This is a genomic window from Paenibacillus sp. Marseille-Q9583, from assembly GCF_976954365.1.
Map to the genome: position 1 here is coordinate 128,534 of NZ_CDRJTB010000006.1, position 18,306 is coordinate 146,839.

The 18,306-nt window shown below is 46.2% G+C and carries 18 protein-coding genes; 5 read left to right on the forward strand and 13 right to left on the reverse strand.

Going from position 1 to position 18,306, the window contains the following annotated elements:
* Positions 1–10: 10 nt before the first annotated feature.
* Positions 11–1,057, reverse strand: coding sequence for a cytochrome c oxidase subunit II (coxB, locus tag ACWNM1_RS05155; protein ID WP_149644619.1), 1,047 nt, complete (start codon positions 1,055–1,057; stop codon positions 11–13).
* 398 nt (positions 1,058–1,455) lie between these two features.
* Positions 1,456–1,644 (reverse strand): hypothetical protein, encoded by a 189-nt coding sequence (locus ACWNM1_RS05160; protein WP_042123803.1) that lies wholly within the window; start codon positions 1,642–1,644, stop codon positions 1,456–1,458.
* 470 nt (positions 1,645–2,114) lie between these two features.
* On the opposite strand from ACWNM1_RS05160, the gene ACWNM1_RS05165 reads away from it, so the two are divergent.
* From ACWNM1_RS05165 to ACWNM1_RS05175, 3 genes are all read left to right on the forward strand, one after another.
* Entirely contained in the window at positions 2,115–3,131 is a 1,017-nt protein-coding gene (locus tag ACWNM1_RS05165; protein WP_449600164.1) for a serine hydrolase domain-containing protein, read from the forward strand.
* 92 nt (positions 3,132–3,223) lie between these two features.
* Positions 3,224–3,562 carry a DUF4870 domain-containing protein gene (locus ACWNM1_RS05170; protein WP_060626766.1) on the forward strand — a complete coding sequence of 113 codons (339 nt, stop codon included), beginning with the start codon at positions 3,224–3,226 and terminating at the stop codon, positions 3,560–3,562.
* A gap of 111 nt (positions 3,563–3,673) precedes the next feature.
* A complete protein-coding gene (locus tag ACWNM1_RS05175; protein WP_449600165.1) occupies positions 3,674–4,630 on the forward strand; it encodes a diacylglycerol/lipid kinase family protein in 957 nt (318 codons plus the stop codon).
* A gap of 98 nt (positions 4,631–4,728) precedes the next feature.
* Here ACWNM1_RS05175 and ACWNM1_RS05180 read toward each other — a convergent pair whose 3' ends face one another.
* Genes ACWNM1_RS05180 through ACWNM1_RS05195 form a run of 4 tightly spaced genes read right to left on the reverse strand, consistent with a single transcriptional unit; the run spans position 4,729 to position 7,324 of the window.
* Complete coding sequence (locus ACWNM1_RS05180) at positions 4,729–5,322, reverse strand: xanthine phosphoribosyltransferase (RefSeq protein WP_042123794.1); 594 nt, start codon at positions 5,320–5,322, stop codon at positions 4,729–4,731.
* Positions 5,323–5,364: 42 nt separating this feature from the next.
* Complete coding sequence (locus ACWNM1_RS05185; RefSeq protein WP_449600166.1) at positions 5,365–5,667, reverse strand: hypothetical protein; 303 nt, start codon at positions 5,665–5,667, stop codon at positions 5,365–5,367.
* A gap of 22 nt (positions 5,668–5,689) precedes the next feature.
* Positions 5,690–6,508 carry a TrmB family transcriptional regulator gene (locus tag ACWNM1_RS05190; protein WP_042184525.1) on the reverse strand — a complete coding sequence of 273 codons (819 nt, stop codon included), beginning with the start codon at positions 6,506–6,508 and terminating at the stop codon, positions 5,690–5,692.
* Positions 6,509–6,541: 33 nt separating this feature from the next.
* Positions 6,542–7,324, reverse strand: a complete 783-nt coding sequence (locus ACWNM1_RS05195; RefSeq protein ID WP_449600167.1) for a zinc ribbon domain-containing protein — start codon at positions 7,322–7,324, stop codon at positions 6,542–6,544.
* A gap of 304 nt (positions 7,325–7,628) precedes the next feature.
* On the opposite strand from ACWNM1_RS05195, the gene ACWNM1_RS05200 reads away from it, so the two are divergent.
* Positions 7,629–8,303 carry a GTP pyrophosphokinase gene (locus ACWNM1_RS05200; protein ID WP_042193221.1) on the forward strand — a complete coding sequence of 225 codons (675 nt, stop codon included), beginning with the start codon at positions 7,629–7,631 and terminating at the stop codon, positions 8,301–8,303.
* Between the two features lie 100 nt (positions 8,304–8,403).
* Here ACWNM1_RS05200 and ACWNM1_RS05205 read toward each other — a convergent pair whose 3' ends face one another.
* Both ACWNM1_RS05205 and ACWNM1_RS05210 read right to left on the reverse strand, forming a co-directional pair.
* Complete coding sequence (locus tag ACWNM1_RS05205; protein ID WP_449600168.1) at positions 8,404–9,207, reverse strand: hypothetical protein; 804 nt, start codon at positions 9,205–9,207, stop codon at positions 8,404–8,406.
* A gap of 32 nt (positions 9,208–9,239) precedes the next feature.
* Positions 9,240–12,326 (reverse strand): DEAD/DEAH box helicase, encoded by a 3,087-nt coding sequence (locus ACWNM1_RS05210; RefSeq protein WP_449600169.1) that lies wholly within the window; start codon positions 12,324–12,326, stop codon positions 9,240–9,242.
* A 500-nt stretch (positions 12,327–12,826) separates the two neighbouring features.
* Here ACWNM1_RS05210 and ACWNM1_RS05215 point away from each other — a divergent pair, with 500 nt between their 5' ends.
* On the forward strand, positions 12,827–13,603 hold the full coding sequence (locus tag ACWNM1_RS05215; protein WP_449600170.1) for a TspO/MBR family protein: 777 nt from the start codon (positions 12,827–12,829) through the stop codon (positions 13,601–13,603).
* A gap of 82 nt (positions 13,604–13,685) precedes the next feature.
* Here the strand turns inward: ACWNM1_RS05215 and ACWNM1_RS05220 are convergent, their stop codons facing one another.
* The 5 genes from ACWNM1_RS05220 to ACWNM1_RS05240 all read right to left on the reverse strand — a co-directional run bounded on the left by ACWNM1_RS05220 (position 13,686) and on the right by ACWNM1_RS05240 (position 18,001).
* Positions 13,686–14,066 carry a RidA family protein gene (locus tag ACWNM1_RS05220; RefSeq protein ID WP_042184517.1) on the reverse strand — a complete coding sequence of 127 codons (381 nt, stop codon included), beginning with the start codon at positions 14,064–14,066 and terminating at the stop codon, positions 13,686–13,688.
* Positions 14,067–14,159: 93 nt separating this feature from the next.
* Positions 14,160–14,825, reverse strand: coding sequence for an oxidoreductase (locus ACWNM1_RS05225; protein ID WP_449600171.1), 666 nt, complete (start codon positions 14,823–14,825; stop codon positions 14,160–14,162).
* Between the two features lie 20 nt (positions 14,826–14,845).
* The gene (locus ACWNM1_RS05230) at positions 14,846–16,120 is read right to left on the reverse strand and encodes an MFS transporter (RefSeq protein WP_081382976.1); all 1,275 of its coding nucleotides are present in this window, start codon (positions 16,118–16,120) and stop codon (positions 14,846–14,848) included.
* 95 nt (positions 16,121–16,215) lie between these two features.
* Positions 16,216–17,628, reverse strand: coding sequence for an ATP-binding protein (locus ACWNM1_RS05235; RefSeq protein ID WP_449600172.1), 1,413 nt, complete (start codon positions 17,626–17,628; stop codon positions 16,216–16,218).
* Positions 17,629–17,797: 169 nt separating this feature from the next.
* Positions 17,798–18,001 (reverse strand): CsbD family protein, encoded by a 204-nt coding sequence (locus ACWNM1_RS05240; protein ID WP_042184513.1) that lies wholly within the window; start codon positions 17,999–18,001, stop codon positions 17,798–17,800.
* Positions 18,002–18,306: the final 305 nt, after the last annotated feature.

Here is an 18,306-nt window from a genome sequence, read left to right on the forward strand (position 1 = left end):
GGCTAAGGCATTAGTCCAGCTTATAGTTGGCCAGATACTCAGCAATGCCATCAATCTCCGCATCACTTAGGCCTAGATCTTTGGGGTTAGGCATCAGATTGCCCGGTTTTACGGATTGTGGATCATGCAGCCAAGTTTTGAGATTCTCCTCAATTGGTGCACCATCCTCCCTCGTGTCGTCGTTGAGCAGGATCCCTGCAATCGACTCCCGAGAACCAATTCCGGTCAAGTTCGGCGCATTATTAATCCCTTGATCACCTACAGCGTGGCAAGTCAGACACGCCGCTTTGAACTTCTCAGCTAAAGCAGGATCCTCTGGCAGCACAGCTACGGGTGCTTTCATCGAATCTATCCACTTCTGAAAATCTTGTTCACTAACCGATTTCACCTTAAATTCCATGAATCCATGAGACGGCCCGCATAGTTCCGCACATTTGCCACGGTAAACGCCTTCATTAGGTGCACTGAAGCTGAAGCGGTTAATCGTCCCGGCTGGGTTGGTGTCGATTTTACCGGAAAGGGAAGGGACCCAGAAGGAGTGCAGCACGTCTTTAGTCTCCAGTTCAAAAGCAATATCTTTACCCACTGGAATAATCAGATCCTGCGCTGTAGTCACCTTGTAATCGGTATACTCAAATTCCCACCAATATTGGTGGCCGGTTACTTTAACCTTAATCGCATCCTTGTCATTGGCATGATCATCTCCTGCGGCGAACACTGCTTTCACCGTTGGAACTGCCAGTACCACTACGAGGATAAGCGGAATGACCGTCCAGAGAATCTCAAGCTTGATGCTACCCTCAACCTGCTCAGGGATTTCATTCTGACCCGGCTTTCGACGGAAACGGATCAGTACATAAGCTGCAATCGTAAAGACAATCAGCAACACGACGATCATAATACTGATCGACAGCTCCATTAATCCATAAGACATTTCCGCCTGAGGCCCCTGTGGTCTGAGCGCTGACAAGTCCTCACGGCCGCACCCGGCAAGAAAGAGACCAAACATAGCGGTCATGGGAAGGAGTCGCTTTACAGCCTGCCACGTTTTCATCATTGATCTACCCCGCTTTTCCCGATTTCGTAGGTTCCTGTTTTTTTCTGTCAATTATAACAATCACTATTAATATAAGTTTAAGGGAAAGTTTTGTCAATCGTTCACAACTAGTTCACATTGTAATTTTCGACATAATAATTCCTTGTCCCACCTGCATTTATGCGCATTTTTTGAAAACGCAATCAAATAAAAAATGATCGTTAAAGCGCATTCATTGTGAAATGTGTCTATTAATTCATTTGACTATTTTATGAGAGACAATATTTCTTATTCATAAATGTACATACAAAAAAAACCGATTCCTGCAACAAACGCTGCTCGGGCACGGTTTATAAGAATCCTCGTGGATGTTATTACTCAAAATGATGTCAAAAGTAAGTGACACTCGTATCTGTTAGCTAGGAGACGGATGAATTCATCTTTACCAGCTCATGCTCCACGACCATGGTCAGTTCTTCTTCATAGCCTCCGGTAATCCGATATTTTCGGACGTACTCCTTTACGAATTTCTTGGGATCTTTGGGCCGGAAAATACGTGTCATTTCCCGTAAACTTTCCTTGACTTCGTTATGACCTTTACTTGCCATGATCAGTTCCCTCCCAAAACATTGAAAATGAATGCTCCGTTGTAGAGAATGCATGATGAAAAGTACGCCGTAACCTCGAATGCAAGTGAAGTAACCATTACACATACGTGGCTTGCATTATCCGCCAAAACGTAAAATTCAAAGCTTCAAAGCCTTGAGATACTAGTTCGCCGGTGAAGCAGGTTCGTCGTGATTTGGGCTGAGAGTAAGGACGCCTGTTGAACGAAAGCTCCTTGACACTTTTATTACCCGAAGAGCCACTTACTGAATCACCCCTTTCGGGCCTTATCGTTATATTGTATCATATTCCGGTCCAACTTCCACCTTTCCTTGTAAAATGTGCTAATTGGAAATTTTTTATTTTTTTACAATGTTCTTCGTAAGTCATATTGCTCGTGTCGGGTTAAAATACAATATGCTCTATAGCAGGCCATACCTAACACATACCACAGCAAGAAAAGGAGATCATTATGGGCCAACCTACACCATTACTGACTTCATCTTATAACGTAGTTCCCGCGATGACTACCGCGCTACCCGAGGAAACTGCAACGCGCCGTGAGGGTCTTGAACAAGCTGATTATGCTATTCAGAAAGAATATCCAAAGATGCACAGTATGCTTATTGCTCGCCATGGCAAGCTCATCTTTGAACGTTATTACGGCAACCATCATGCCGGGGCATTAAATGATCTTCGATCTGCGACTAAAAGCTTTATCAGCGTAATTACCGGAATCGCTATCGATCGGGGAGATATCCCTGATATCGATGTCTCGGTTTCCAAGGTGCTTCGTAAACATGTTCCATACCTGCACTCCCCTCATTTATCAAAAATCACTCTTCGTCATCTGCTTACCATGACTTCCGGATTTAGTTGGATCACGGGCAAGAAGCTGGGGGAGCCTTTCGTCCGGAATCTCCATCGTAGTCGCCGCTGGGGTTCCTTTGCTCTTAGTATGAACATAATTCCGGAACATATCGGTCAATTTCAATACCGTAGTATCGACACCCATCTGATTTCGATGATCCTTAGTGAATCTACAGGTCTCGATGCATTCACCTATGCTGCTGAGCATTTATTTAGCCCTCTCCGAATGACTCACACGGCTTGGTTACCGAGTCCCGAAGGACATAGTATGGGACATATTGGTTTGTACTTAAACTCAAGAGATATGGCTAAATTTGGTATGTGTCTGCTTAATAACGGCGTGTTTGCCAAGCAGCAGATCATTCCGAAGCATTGGCTGCAAGAAGCACTAACTGCACAGACTACGGGATACCCGGCTTTTGGAGATTACGGATATCAGTTCTGGGTGGGTACGATGAGCGGCCAACCCTACAAGCTTGCCCACGGTCATGGCGGACAGCAAATCCTTATCCTACCCAATTTAGATGCGGTTGTGGTCTTTACAGCAGAGAGTAAGACAAACAATTGGAAGAGCCCCCGCAAGCTATTGGAAAAATATATTATACCCACAATGAGCTAAACATACTTTTTCCTGACAAGTCATAGGCTTTTAAGGAAGAAGGAGTAGCGAACTAACCCCCTTCTTCTCCAAGTAGAAGGAGAGTGAACCCTTTGTCCCCTTTCAAATCATCCACCGGATTGCCCGATAATATTGCGGGCGCGCTGTGCTATTTTTTCCCTTTTATCGGCGGCGTGGTCTTTCTCGCTCTGGAGAAACGCAACCGCTTCGTGCTGTTCCACGCGTTGCAATCACTGCTTACGTTCGGCGTGCTGATGATTCTCCATGTCCTAACCGGATTTATCCCTTTTCTCGGTTCCCTGTTGAGTGCAATCCTTTCTCTTTGCAGCTTTGCTATATGGCTGCTTATGATCTATCAAGCTTTAAGCAGCAGATGGTATAAGCTCCCTTGGGTTGGGGATATCGCAGAAAGTCAGATTCGGCATCTATAAACACCGCTGAACTAACACCTCTTATCGCTGAAAAGTATTCCCTTTTGTCCATCCACTCCTTACAATGGAAAGACGGGCATCAACGGAATTCTACAGGCTGGAGGAATTTAAATGTATCTATTCATCATAAACCCGCGTTCCGGCGGGGGCGCAGGCGGGCGGACCTGGCATACTGTAGAGGCGCTCATGAAAGAGCAGATGCTGCCATATATGACCTTGTTTACGCATAGCGCAGAGGGTGCAGAAGCCCTCGTTCTAAATACAATTAAACACCGTGAGGACTGGAAAGCCGCGATTGTAATCGGCGGCGATGGCACGCTGCACAGCATTTTGGGTGCCCTTCGTGGCAAAGATATTCCTATGGCAATCATCCCTGCCGGCTCCGGTAACGACTCCGCACGCGGCTTCGGCATTCCGCTTTCGACTGAAGCCGCGCTGGAAGCTGCACTTAGCGAACGGTATATCGAAGCCGATCTGATCTCAGGTGCAAACGGACTGACTTTAACAGCCGTTGCCAACGGCTTTGATGCTCAGGTGGCCGAGAATGTGAATGCCAGCCGTTACAAACGGCTGTGCAATGCCATTGGCGCAGGCCAACTGGCTTATATCATCGGCATATTGCATACGCTGATGACGTTTAAGCCATGCCGGGTGAGTGTTGCGTGCGACGGGACGGAGCACGTCTTTGAAAAGGCGTGGCTGGTCTCGGTCTGCAACCTGCCCAGCTACGGCGGCGGGCTCTTGATCTGCCCGCAGGCGAAGGCCGATGACGGCCAGCTCGACGTCTGCGTCGTGCACGGGTGCAGCCGCGGGCAGCTGCTGCGGCTGTTCCCAACGGTACTGAAGGGCAAGCATGTAGCGTTGCCCTTCGTGTCGATGCTGCGTGGACGTAGCGTAGCCGTCAACTTCGCAGAGGCCCGGCCGGCGATCGGCGATGGCGAGAGCTTCGGCAAAGGGCCGCTTGCCGTGCGCTGCGAGTCTGGATCGCTGCGGGTGCTCTCGCCGCTGGCGGCGGTTAGCGCGCAGCGCCACGCCGATCCTGCAGCGGCATGCGGTAGCAACGGGTAATCCATACCCGTGCATCACAAAAAACAGCAAGAGACAGGCTTATACACCTGTCTCTTGCTGTTTTTTGTTAACTTCATCCGAATCTACACCAAAGAGTCTTAGCTAAGTAGCCCTTCCTCTTCTTCCACGAAAGAGATTCTTCCGTCCTCCAGTGAAGCGATCCGCACGAGTGATTCTACCCGGTAACCAGCTTCCTGCAGTAACCGATTTCCTGGCTGGAACGCTTTTTCGATCACGATACCAATCCCAACCACACTTCCTCCTGCCTGTTCAACAATACGAGCAAGTCCGAAGGCGGCTTCGCCATTCGCCAAGAAATCATCGACAATCAGAACTCGCTCACCCGGAGCAATGAACTTCTTGGAAACGGTAATTTCATTCGTTTCTTTCTTCGTGAAGGAGTAAACCTTTTCTACATAAATATCCTCTGTCAGCGTCAACGATTTCTGCTTACGGGCAAAAATCAGCGGAACCTCCAGCTCTAATGCCGTCATGATCCCCGGAGCAATTCCCGAAGATTCAATCGTCAGTACCTTCGTAATCTCTTCGCCGGAAAAACGGCGGGTAAACTCACGGCCAACCTCACGCATTAGAAAGGGGTCCATCTGATGATTCAGAAAAGAATCTACCTTGAGCACGCCTTGCCCGAGTACAATACCTTCTTTTAACACCTTTTGTCTCAACAGCTCCATAGTGCTCCTCCTTCTCCCATCAATGAATCCTTTCTCCCCACTTTATAGACCTGTCGGTTTCTGTGGTAATAAATTTCGGGCGATAGATTTTAAGTTATGATCATCTTTGCTCTTTTCTTGCCCATTATCATAACCCGTAATTCGGATCTCTAAGAAATCGCCCGGATTTACCGGTTTAAAGATCAATTTCTCGCGGTCTTCCAGTCTCACGTTAAATTTCATGTCCTTGAACATTTCAACTAGCTCTGCTTCTCCGGGACTTGCTCCTTTATCCAGAAACAGCAGTCCACGCAATTTTTTAGGACCATCCTCATGCACCACTTCAAAATGTACGATACATTCCATGCTTTTCACCTCCCTGTAATAGCTACTGCGCCTGTTCTTCCCCATCATCGCCTGGATCATGCATCACATATTTGCTGTGAATTTTGCTGTAACGCTCACCATAACGTTCTTCTAATTCTGCGCCCATATCCTGCTCCAGCTCGAACAGCACCATTTCCTGTGCAAAATGATTCAATAGCAGATCTACTAAGACAGGGTGCTCGGTTACAACCGCTTGCGCCGATCCATCTTCATAGCGCATCCCCAGCATACACCAGCTCCGATCGATCACGAATGAGAATTTCCGTCCATCTGTTCGCTGAGAATCTCTTCCGAGAGGCGGCCATACCGGATAGGCGGCAGGAGCAGCATTGCCACCATCAAACGCCCACAAGAGTCTAACGCCACGCAACTCCGCCTGTTCAAGTTCACTCCGTAGAAGTGACGCTTCCTCACGCCACATATCCACTACGATCTCTTGCTCAGCCATATTAAGTTGGCGAATAAGAGCGCCCAATACATTGCGGTCACCTTCCACATTATAAAACGAAGGGCTAACAGGTCCACCGCGAGGCATCTCACTTTCCATATAAGCCAGTGAAGCTTGAACCCGTCCCGAGATCATGGTCGCAAGCTCCTCTGGATTGAGAACACTGTACCGCGCAGGTTCTCCTTCGCCACATCGTACATATCCCTGCTGCGTAAGGCGTTGTAGCGCCGCATACACATTCGATCTTGAAACTCCGAGCTGTTTGGCAACCTCATAGCCAGAAGCCTGACCTTTTGTCGCAAGCTCTACCATAATTTTGGACTCCATCTCCGTGAAGCCCAGATTGCGCAGATGCAGCAGCAGCTGTTCCATCTTGTTGTCCCCCTATGCTGACTGAAATCCGTACTATATTTGCTCTGACCCACATCGCGGACACCATAAGGAGCCCTTAGGTAATTCGTTCCGACAGATTTGGCACTGGATCATATCTCGTACACCATTGTCCTCAGTGACTGCAGATTCCTCCTGATGCTCATTCTTGTGCCATTCGCCGAAGCGACGGTCTAGTTCAAGTTGTCTTTTCCTTTCCCGTTCCAGCTGCTCGGCTTGTTTCCGTTCCCGCTCAATATCTTGCTCGCTCACCTTATATTCTTCAAGTGGCAGCTCATCATCCGGATGCTGAACTTCAGCATATACGACACTCTGCGGGTGCAGCTTCATTGCAATTTCCTTCTCTTCATCCGTAAGCTCATCTGCGCCATAATATTGATCTTCGTCATCTTCATTCACAGATTGAACAAATACCGGTGTAGAAGGCACCCTTCTCGAAGCGGACAATGGCTCTAGCTTACTTCCGCATTTCGGACAAAAGTTTGCATCAAGCGCCACAATATGACCACATGAACATAACCGCTCATTTTTCAGCTCAGCGATTCGTGTCCGCAGGACCTCGATTTTTTCCTGAAGTTTGGAACAGTTACGGGACAGCTCCACCATTTTACCTTCAGCTACCGACATATCCTTTGAACGATATCCTTCATAAAAAAGTCTGCCCATTTTCGTAAATTCAACTTCCATCTCTTGTTCAACATCGGAAATAAGTCCGTTCAGCTTGCCGATCTCTACTGAGTTTTGGGCTTTTTCGGTAACCCGGCTCGCGCTATCTTTAATTTTTTTGATAAAACTCATTACAGTTCCTCCCTCTCCAGCGATACGTGTTTCTATCATACCAAATGTATCGAGTAGATTCATTAATGTGCTTTAATACGCGATTTAGAGGAGAATGTTCCTATAAAATCCATACTAATTGATTTAAGCCACTTCCCCCTTACACTTATGGGTTATATTTCCTAATTTTGAATGTAATTTTGCGTCAAGGGTTCTACATCGGTTAAAATAGAATTATCACAAATAACGAAACGGGAGAGTTTCAGTGGAAGAACATGAGAGCACACAGCTTACGCTTAGTCAGCTACAGGTACACGTAAAGGATCTGCAACAGTGGCAAGGTAACAGCAACGAGGATTTCGCCAAACTGGTTAACGAGTTCGAAGCCTTACCGGCACTCTATCGCCACGCGTTAAATGATCTTCAGAATAAAATTGATGTAATCAAGACGGAATGGCAATCCCGCGACGGCTTCAGTCCCATCGAACATGTCAAATGCCGAATCAAAGAACCAAAGAGCATTCTTCAAAAGATGGAGCGCAAAGGCTACGGTTTCAGCTTGGAAAATATGGAGCAATACATTCACGATATTGCCGGAATGCGGATTGTATGTGCCTTCGTTAAAGATATATACCGTTTAGTAGATCATCTTAGTACACGCGAAGACATCCGCGTGCTTGAGATTAAAGATTATATAGCTCACCCTAAACCAAACGGATATCAAAGCCTTCATCTTATAGTCGGTATCCCACTCGTCCTGCTGGAAGGAACACGCTGGGTCAAGGCTGAGATCCAGCTGCGCACCCTAGCTATGGACTTTTGGGCAAGCATGGAACATATTCTGTATTATAAATTCGATAAGCAGTTGCCTTCGCATGTCGCTGAGGAACTAAAAGAAGCCGCGCGCGCTGCTGATGAACTAGATCAAAAGATGCTTCGTCTTCGCCGCGAAATTCTAGAGCTTTCAGAAGGAGAATTGCCTCCTGCTGGTCAGCATTAGAATAACTAACCAGAAACTCTGTTAGATAATTAGGCAAAACAAGAGGCTGTTTCAAGAGTAGCATTCACTACTTTTGAGACAGCCTCTTTTGTATTTTCACTTACCGTTTAATCGGACCCTTAGTCGCTCGACGTGCAGACGCTTCTGCAACCCGCTGCATAATCAAAGTTAATCCCTCAATGGCTTTAGGTGTCTGCGGTAGCAACGTTCCCCAGTCTTCTGTAACTTCAGCTACTACTACCGGCGAAGGAAACGGTCTAGCCGCAATCTCATGGAACTGTGGCCCAGGCTGATGTAGCGAACCTTCAGCAGCCGCTTCTGCCAGCCATTCGCCAGAGGAAATGGCCGGACCCTTGCGTTCAAGCCGAGCCAATTCCGTAGAAAGTTCACTAACCGAGGCCTCTTCTTCCTCTGTTTCAGCTCCGTCGCTAGAAATATTCCCTTCAGCCCAAAGGGCAAAAATTCCGTCCAAGAGCTCTCCTTTAGTAAATCCTCTCAGCGAAAGTGCCAGCAGTGGCTCTTCAGTAAGACGTTCTTTAATAAGCTTCAAAGTTTCCGCCTTATACTCCACACCTTCACCCTCAAAAAGAGCTTGCTCCAGCTCACTATCCGTAGGTAGAAGCTCAAGCTCTGCCAGTTCACCCGTTAAACGCCCTTGCAGCAAGGCAAATACTTCCCCGGGACTTAGTGCCAGACTTCGTAATATTTCTTTTCTTCGGGAAGCATGCCATACCGGAACCTTCAGAGAGAGAGGTCGATCCGCTTGTTGTTCCTGAGCAGGCACGCTGGCGTTCGATTCACCCTTCGACCGAGACCCTCCCGTCACTTTCCCAGGTAGCACCGTCCATGCTGCTTTTACTAATCCAGGCACAACTTCCAGCTGCATCTCTAACCGTTCACTCATTGTTCGATCCCTCCGTAACACTCATATCTGTCTTACATCCAGTCCTGATCCTGCAGTTCAATAAGTTCCTTCAGCTCATGATTGGACATCTCAGTCAACCATGTTTCGCCAGAGCCAACAACCTGCTCGGAAAGATTTTTCTTACGCTCAATCAATTCATCAATACGTTCTTCCAACGTTCCTTGGCAAATCAACTTATGCACTTGAACATTTTTATCCTGACCAATTCGGAACGCCCGGTCTGTCGCCTGATTCTCAACTGCCGGATTCCACCAACGGTCGTAATGGATGACATGATTAGCTCTTGTAAGGTTCAACCCTACACCACCCGCTTTTAAAGAAAGTACGAAGAAGGATGGGCCTTTTCCCTCTTGAAAATCATGAACCATCTCGTCGCGCTCTCGTTTTGGAATTCCGCCGTGCAAGAACAGCGGCGCTGTTCCATAACGCTTAGTCAGCTTGCTAACCAAGAGCTCACCCATCGCTACATATTGAGTAAAGATCAACACAGATTCTCCGACCTCCGCAATGCTATCCAGAATCTCGAACATGACCTCCATTTTACCGGAATGTTCACTTCGTGGACCCCTGCCTTCTTCTTTGCGGAATAGCTGAGGATGATTACAAATCTGCTTCAATTTCGTTAGAGAAGACAGCACGAGTCCTCTGCGAGCCATCCCGCTACTCTCCCCAATCACGCCAAGCATTTCATCCACGACACCCTGATATAGGACTGCCTGTGTTTCCGTCAGCGGACAATAAGACTTCAGCTCCAGCTTCTCCGGTAAATCTTTAGAGATATCCGGATCGCTTTTCAAGCGGCGCAACAAGAATGGAGATACCAAGCGATGTAATTCCCTTAGTCGCTCTCCACCCTCTCCAGATACATAACGCTGCCGGAAGGAATGGTAGGTTCCCAAATACCCCGGGTTTAAAAAGTGAAAAATAGACCATAACTCACCTAGTCTGTTCTCTACTGGTGTCCCCGTCATAGCTATGCGATGCGGCGCTGATAGCTTCATCACACTTTGCGCCTGTTTCGTCCGATGATTCTTAATATACTGAGCTTCATCCAGCACCACAGTGGACCACTGAACATTCGCTAAATCCTCGCTGTCACGACCTGCTAAATGATAGGTCGTCAATACAATATCATGACTGGCAGCCAGTTCTAAAAAGCTATCCCCCCGCACTCGGCGTCCACCATGATGAATGTGAACTTTAAGCGAAGGCGCAAAGCGCTGCAATTCCCGCTGCCAGTTCCCCAAAAGTGAGGTTGGGCATAGAATCAGCACAGGCTCTTGCTTATCTTCAGGTGGAGCACTTAAAGCGCGGTCCAGCAGGCAGGTAATGACCTGCACCGTCTTACCGAGACCCATGTCATCGGCCAGACACACCCCAAATCCCAGACCACTGAGAACGGAGAGCCATTGATAGCCGCGCTCCTGATAAGGTCTCAGGGTGCCGTGCAGACCTTCAGGTACGGCACGCACTGGAAGATTACGCAATATGTCGCCCCGCATCAGCGATGACAATAGCCCGGATGTTTCCATCCCCGTGACCGACATCCCTTTCCAGAGCCGATCTTCACCATCTTCAGCCTCTAGACGCATCCAATCAGCTGCGGTCATTTCCCCATTTTCGTGGCGTTTCATATATCTAAGAACCTGGCGAATTTCTTTAGGATCTACCTCAATCCATTCTCCGCGGAAACGTACAAATGGCACGCCCGCCTCCACTAGTGCGTTTAGTTCTTCTTCGCTGATTGTACTCTCCCCAAGTGAGGCTTCAATGCGAAATGAAATCAGCTCTTCCATCCCAAGAGCCACTGGAGCAGGACTATCAATCCCACTCACTACCGGCTGCATTTTCATTTTCATGCCAATCCGGCGGCGTCCTTCACGGCTCCAGCGCGATGGCATCTGCACGGTTATTCCACGCTCACGCAGCTGCTGCACCGTCTCCTTCAAAAAGAAGTAAAGACGCTCTGGTTCCAAATCCGCTCCCGTAGGTGCAGGCATAGAAAGAGCGCGCTCTATGTCTGGAGAGATTCTTGCCGCTCGGCCCAGCGCTATAAGAAGCTGCTGCTGTATATTGCGATAGCGTTTCCCCCATAACGTAAACTCTCGTTCCTTACTGCTCCAAATCGATTTTGCCGGAATCCAGAATTCCCCTTCTTCCTTGTTCTCCGCCCAGAAGGTTAAGCGCCAGATTTCGTCATTATCTCCAGGGGGCTCCAGACGTAGCCCAAGACCCAGCTGTCCACTCCGCGCTTCTTCAGGTTCCGATTGCGGCACATCGCTACCAGCTGTCTCATTCACAATAGCCAGAAGATCTGTCACCTCTGCTTGAGTTCCCTGCACGGGTATATCCCGGCTGCCTGTAAGAAGACTATTCCACCACAGCTCAGTTAAAGGGGAGTAACCCCGGCGATAATTGGCTTTGTAAGGGGTAAGTTCACTTTCAATACCCGCAATCACTTTCTTGATCTCTGCAGTCATTACCGCTTGCATAAAGGAGTAAAGCACATAGGCGCCAGCCTCATCCCTCGAAGATAAATCCCCCGCTTCAGCTATATGCGTTCCTAAGGCCAATACCGGCATGGACGCCGCCAGCTGCAGAAAGATCTCCTTATCCTCCTGCTTTCGAAAAGCTGGAGACCAGCAGACCGTTGCTGCCTGTTCACCACCACGACGGCGTGAACCTACCGGACGTGGGGGCAAGGCTCCTGGCGTAACGCCGCCAGTACCCATCAATTCCAGCGCAAAGCGGGCTGCTGCCGCCCAATAGCGCAATTCGCCGCCAGGTTCTACTCCCTGATCTCGGCATAACGTCTCATCCCATGCCAGAAGCAGTTCAAATGCATCGCTAGGGACTAAGGCGAGCCCTTCGAATGTTCTTCCGGGCAATCCACGCCGTGCTGGCTTCCCCTCTACAGGAGGAGCCGGATATTTCACTTCTGCGAGCCGCAGGGCAGCACTCGAAAAAGGGCGAACTCCTCCCTGCAGCTCCAGCCGCTTCACCACTCGGGTCCAAGCGTCAACCTTCGGCTCCGAAGTTTCGCCAGAGAAGCAAAATAACACATCCCCCAACCATATTGCATAAAGATGCTTAGTCATCGGTGATCTCCTGTCTTTTAAGCAAGCAAAAAAAGAACCAGTCCGCCACCATCCGGTGGTAACTGCAACCTTTTCCGCGAGAAATAAATTTTGAAGCTATACAAGTAGAAGTAGTTTCTCCATCCTTTTAGAGATGAGATACACTCCTGTAAGAAATATAAGGATAAAGAACTAGGATAAAACTTATCTGCTCTTGAATCTTCATCTCTTCATCTTATACGAAAAAGCGCTGATTTAAAAACGTTTCTGCATATTTTCTGTAGATTTTTATACAAATAAAGTTGAAGTACGTAGAAACACCCATGAATTTGATTCATTTCAGCATATTTTTAATTAATGTTCTAGCCACTATCGTAAAATACCCTTCACCACTACCATGCTATCCATGAACATTGTGACTCACAAGTCATTTATTTTCTATTTATAGTCTTAATTGTGCTGAAAACGGGTATATTTTAAGTAGGTATTACCCTATTAAAAGAAGCTAGGGAGTGAATTCTTTGAGACGTTATAATCCTTATAAGTGGTGGAATCTTCTGTTCTTTCTAGGTGTGATCATTGTCAATGTACTCTCAGTGACCTTGCCATTAGGTGGAAACAGCACCGGTGAAATTTCCGACAAATATCATACCTACTTGACCCCTGCTGGTTACGCTTTCTCCATCTGGTCACTGATTTATCTACTCTTAGCCGGCTTCGTCATTTATCAATTCCGACCAAATACAAGCACTCGGGATTCTATACAAGCCATTGGTATATGGTTTGTTCTGAGCTGTATTTTTAATATGAGTTGGCTCTTCCTCTGGCAATATTTATACATTGAGCTCTCTCTGGTCGCTATGGTGCTCATGTTAATCACACTGATTGTTATTTATCGAAAAACACGCCTGATCGCAAATCCTACTTCAGGTGGGAATTGGCTGGTGAAGTTACCCTTCAGTATATACCTTGGCTGGATCTCTGTGGCCACTATCGTGAACGTCAGCGTTGTTCTGGAGAAGAATCATTGGGAAGGTTGGGGCCTTAGCGGTAGCACTTGGGCCGTTATCATGCTCTGCGTGGGGACTCTGCTTGCGGTTGTGGTCAGCTATCCTTACCGAGATAGCATCTATCCACTCGTATTCGTATGGGCTTTCATCGCGATTGCCTTGGAACAAAAAGAGGCCAGCAATGTCTATATCACTGGCCTGATTACAGCAGGGCTCCTGTTGCTCTACAGTATCTGGCTACTGCTTACACCGCGTCGTAGTAGGTACAACAGATACAGAAGTTACTGATCCTAATATAAAAATGGCAGGCTAAGGTTATCCACCTTAGCCTGCCATTTTTTAAAATAATAAAAGTGCAAAGGATAACCCCTTATTTCTTACGAGCTACCGCTTCAATCTCAACAAGTCCGTCTTTAGGTAGACGCGCAACCTCAATAGCACTGCGGGCAGGATAAGGTTCTTTAAAGAAGGTGCTATAAACCTCATTAACAGCCGCGAAATCATTCATATCCTTTAAGAATACAGTTGTCTTTACTACATGGTCTAGTGTTGCACCAGCTTCCTCAAGAATGGCTTGTACATTGTTAAGCGCTTGACGCGCTTGTTCCTGTACGCCCTCAACCAAATTCCCCGTTTCCGGATTCAGACCAAGTTGTCCTGAAGTGTATACCCAGCTACCCGTGGTTATAGCTTGACTATAAGGACCGATTGCTCCAGGTGCTTTTGTTGTAGCTACTTGTTTTTTGCTCATCTTACTACCCCTCTCCATTATGCGCTGATCATTTATTGTCCATTGTAAGTCCTGTTCTCATCTTAATGCAAATTTATTAGAGACCCAGAAAGCTTAGCGTTTCCCAATCACATGTATCACTTCATTCGTATAAATATGTAATCCATGGGTATCCGCAGACGCAATGTTAACCATAGCTTTTGCGACTGTCGTACCAGGTATCGCACGATATTTAGCCGCCTTACCCACCATTACAAAATCCAGCGCTTTCATCAAACTAGCTCCGACTCTCTCCCCTAATCTGAATTCTTCACGTTGGCCTAGTAGCAAGGAGGGGCGAAATATATGCATACCTTGAAATCCAATAGCGGTTAAACCTTCTTCCGCTCTTCCCTTAGTCCGACTGTAGAAATTACGCGACTTCGCATTTGCCCCTATTGAAGAGACGACCAAAAACTGTTTAACACCCTGTTCTCTCGCTATGGCTGCAGCATCAAGCGGATAGTGTAGATCGACTCGTTCAAACTTTTCTTGTGAACCCGCCTTTTTTATCGTAGTCCCTAAACAACAAAAGATGGAATGTACCCCTTCGAACGACTCTGTATGGTTTCTTAGGTTCTCCCAATCTACAACGATTTGTTTAAGCTTAGGATGTTCTATGGCTAACGGTGTCCGTACAAGCACCCTTACTTCTTCCCAGCCATCACGGTTTAACAATTCCTCCGTAACCGCTTTGCCTACCAATCCGGTGGCACCTAATACCATCGCTATTCTTAACAAGGAATAACCCCCTTTTACTTCTATTCGTCCTTTAGAATACGACGACCTAGCAGAAACGCAAGTGCAATCATCAGCGTCCCTACCACTAGCTGCATACCGTATACCTGAGTCCATTGCGGCCAGTGCGCAATTTTTTCATAGAGCTGACCGCCAATAAGCGGGCCAAAAAAGGATGATAAACCTGTAAGCGCCGCATATGTGGCCATATACATCGGACGTTCTTTTTTCGGCGTGTCTCCAATAATAAAGTTAAAGGCCAGCTGGTTGAAACCGCCTACACCAACACCAAAAACGATATGTGCCGCAAATAAGACCACCAGCATCGGCATCACAGACAAGAGTCCCCACATCAATGAGGACAGCGCAATAATCGGCAAAGTAAAGAATAACAGTCGCTTATTGCTGTATTTCGCATTTAGATTGCCCCAAACGTAGAAGCTAGCCATCATAAACACGGTCTGGGACACATTAAGCAATGACAACGTTTCATAATTAATATGAAGTAACTGCAACATGACATAAGAGTATAGCGGAACCGTTAGGTTCTGCAACAACAGCCAAGCAGCCAAAAACAAGGTTGACTTCATAAATAATGTATCTTTAAGCGGTTTCTTAAACATGGGCAAAAATTTATGCTCTTCTGATTTCTCGAACGGTACATCCGGATAAAAAAAGAATACTACGACATTCGATATCGAGAAGATCCACACAACAATATATAGAATCAGAAAACCATGACCCCCGGGATAACGGTCCAGAATAATACCTCCGCCATACATAACCAAACTTCCAAGCGCATTCAGGACAGTGTTACGAATCCCAAAATAACGTCCACGTACCCGTGCGGGAACTAGATCACTAATCACAGAGCTCCACAGCACACCACCAGCAGTATTGGCAATAAAAGCAGTAGTATATAAAGCAATAAATGCAATGACCCAATATTCTTTAGGGAAAATAAACGGGATTAGTCCCGTAGAACCCCAAAGTATCCTATGCAAACCGATAAAAGTAACCATAGCCCATTTGCGACTTGGCAGCTTCTGAATCAGAAAGGCTACACCAATCTGTGCCACATTAACTAATGTAGTAAGCGCTAGCACAAATCCAATTTGACTAGAGGAAGCTCCTAAATATAGTAGGAATCCTGTTAGGAACTGCCCTTGCAGCAGTACCTGAAAAATAGTTGACGGCACACCTTCCAGCGTAGCTATACGCAAATTTCTTCGATGCACTGAAGGTTTACGAACACGTTTTGAAACCGTAACCTTATGCTTATTTTCCATGTTGTCCATAGAGGCGGTAACACTCCTTTGATGCGGCATTGGCTTCATTCTACTCCGCATCAATCTACTGTCAATACGCCAAATCACCAAATAATATTGGAGCTTTACTCACTATCCACTTCAAGGGGTAAATAAAGCGAAAACCGACTCCCCTTCTCTTCCTCACTCTCCATAGAAATGAATCCGCCGAGCAATCTGGCCAAGTCATTACTAATAGAAAGTCCTAGTCCTGTTCCACCATATTTCCGGCTAGTCGTTCTATCTGCCTGTTGAAAGGCTTCAAAGATCATGGCATGCTTCTCCGGCGTGATTCCTATGCCACTATCCTCCACATCAAATACAAGCCAGTGTTGCACGGCATCCGCTTCCCCACCTTCCTGCTCGTGGATATGCAGCGATACGTAACCCGTCTCTGTAAATTTAAAAGCATTTGAGAGCAAATTACGCAAAATTTGCTGCACGCGATGTGGATCGGAATGAATCATTGGAGGGACATTCTCATCCATGTAGATATTAAAATCCAGCCCTTTTTGTTTGGCCGTCACAGCGAATTGCATTGCCAGCAAATCTGGGATCTCGCTAACATTTAATTCTTCATTTATAATATCTAATCGACCTGCCTCCACCTTGGATAAATCCAGAATATCGCTGATGATCATCAATAATTCATCACCCGAACGATGGATAATGGCTACATACTCTCTTATTTCTGCTTCCGTAAGCAAATCATCATTTTCTTCAATTAATTGCGATAAATTAATGATGCTATTCAGTGGAGTTCTAAGCTCATGTGACATATTGGCTAGAAATTCCGACTTGAATTGAGACGCCATCATTAACTGATTAGCACGCTCTTCAAGATTAAGCTTGTTCTTATGTAATTCTTCAGTCTGAGCAGACAACTGTTCGTTAGCATGCTGGATCTGTTCATTCCTTAGAAGACCGAGTTGAAAATCACGGATAATTAATGAGAACAAAATACTTAAAATTAGCCCAGCAGGGAACGTAATTGGCATAATCTCTCTTATGTACTCTTCCACAGGGATAACGCCTAACGCCATAATGTTTATGGCATTCATAAGATTAACGATTAGAATAACGATCAGACCTTGATTCACAATACTGAGGGTTGAGCGTCTCACCCAGTAGCTAAGCGCCGCGCAAATAACTCCCAGAATAAAAAGATTTAGCATTCCTGCAACTGCTGCCTCTGTCACTCCAAAAGTTAACCTTGTAAGCCCCGTCCCTATACCGATCAATATAAGTGTGATGGGTCTAGGATATGCCAGCGTCGAGATGATTAAAGGTACAAACCGCAAATCAAAGATCACATGGTCGTCCAGATTATAACCAAAAAGAGTACTGATCCAACCAGCAAAGATCGCCAGGATCACCCAGCTCGCCTTCTTTATTCCTACACTTGCATTTGAAATGGTATGTTTATAGATCAGATTAGCCAAATAGGCCACGGCTATAAGAATTGCGGTATTCCCGAAAAATATTTTAAGGTACCCCATAGTTTTGCTCCTGCCTGCACAAGATAAATTACAGATTTCATCTCACAATAATACCATAGCTTAACCTTCGCACACCTAATTGTTGCATAGGAAGAGCGCAAATCGTATACGATTTGCGCTCTTCCTATGCATTTTATATTTGGGCACTGAGAGTATAAGCTATTTTGAATTAATCGCGGTAGGAACGTCCCCAGCTTTGATACTCTTTTTCCGCGTCTTCTTTCGAATGGCCATAACGCTCTTGTAGTTTACCTACCAACTTATCCTTTTCACCATCAATCACATCAAGATCGTCATCCGTAAGCTTGCCCCATTGCTTTTTGGCCTCGCCTTTGAGCTGTTTCCATTTTCCTTTAAACACATTGTTGTCCATTATAAGCTCATCTCCTTAGCTGAATTAAGTAGGGTAGAATACTATCCTGTGTTATCGTTACATTACCCTGTCCTATTCGCCATGAATCTTACCTAATCTATAGAAAGTCACAATTTGTCAAATAATAGTTTAAAAAAAGGTATTCAAATCCTTTAAAATTTGATACAATCAATGTATAAATTAAACATTTAATTTTTTAAGTGATTTTTTTCACATGAGTTAATTGCTCTATGTGCTAGAATGCCCTCGGAGATGAAACAACATCATTAAATTTTTTTCTATTGTATGCCGATATATGTCATGAT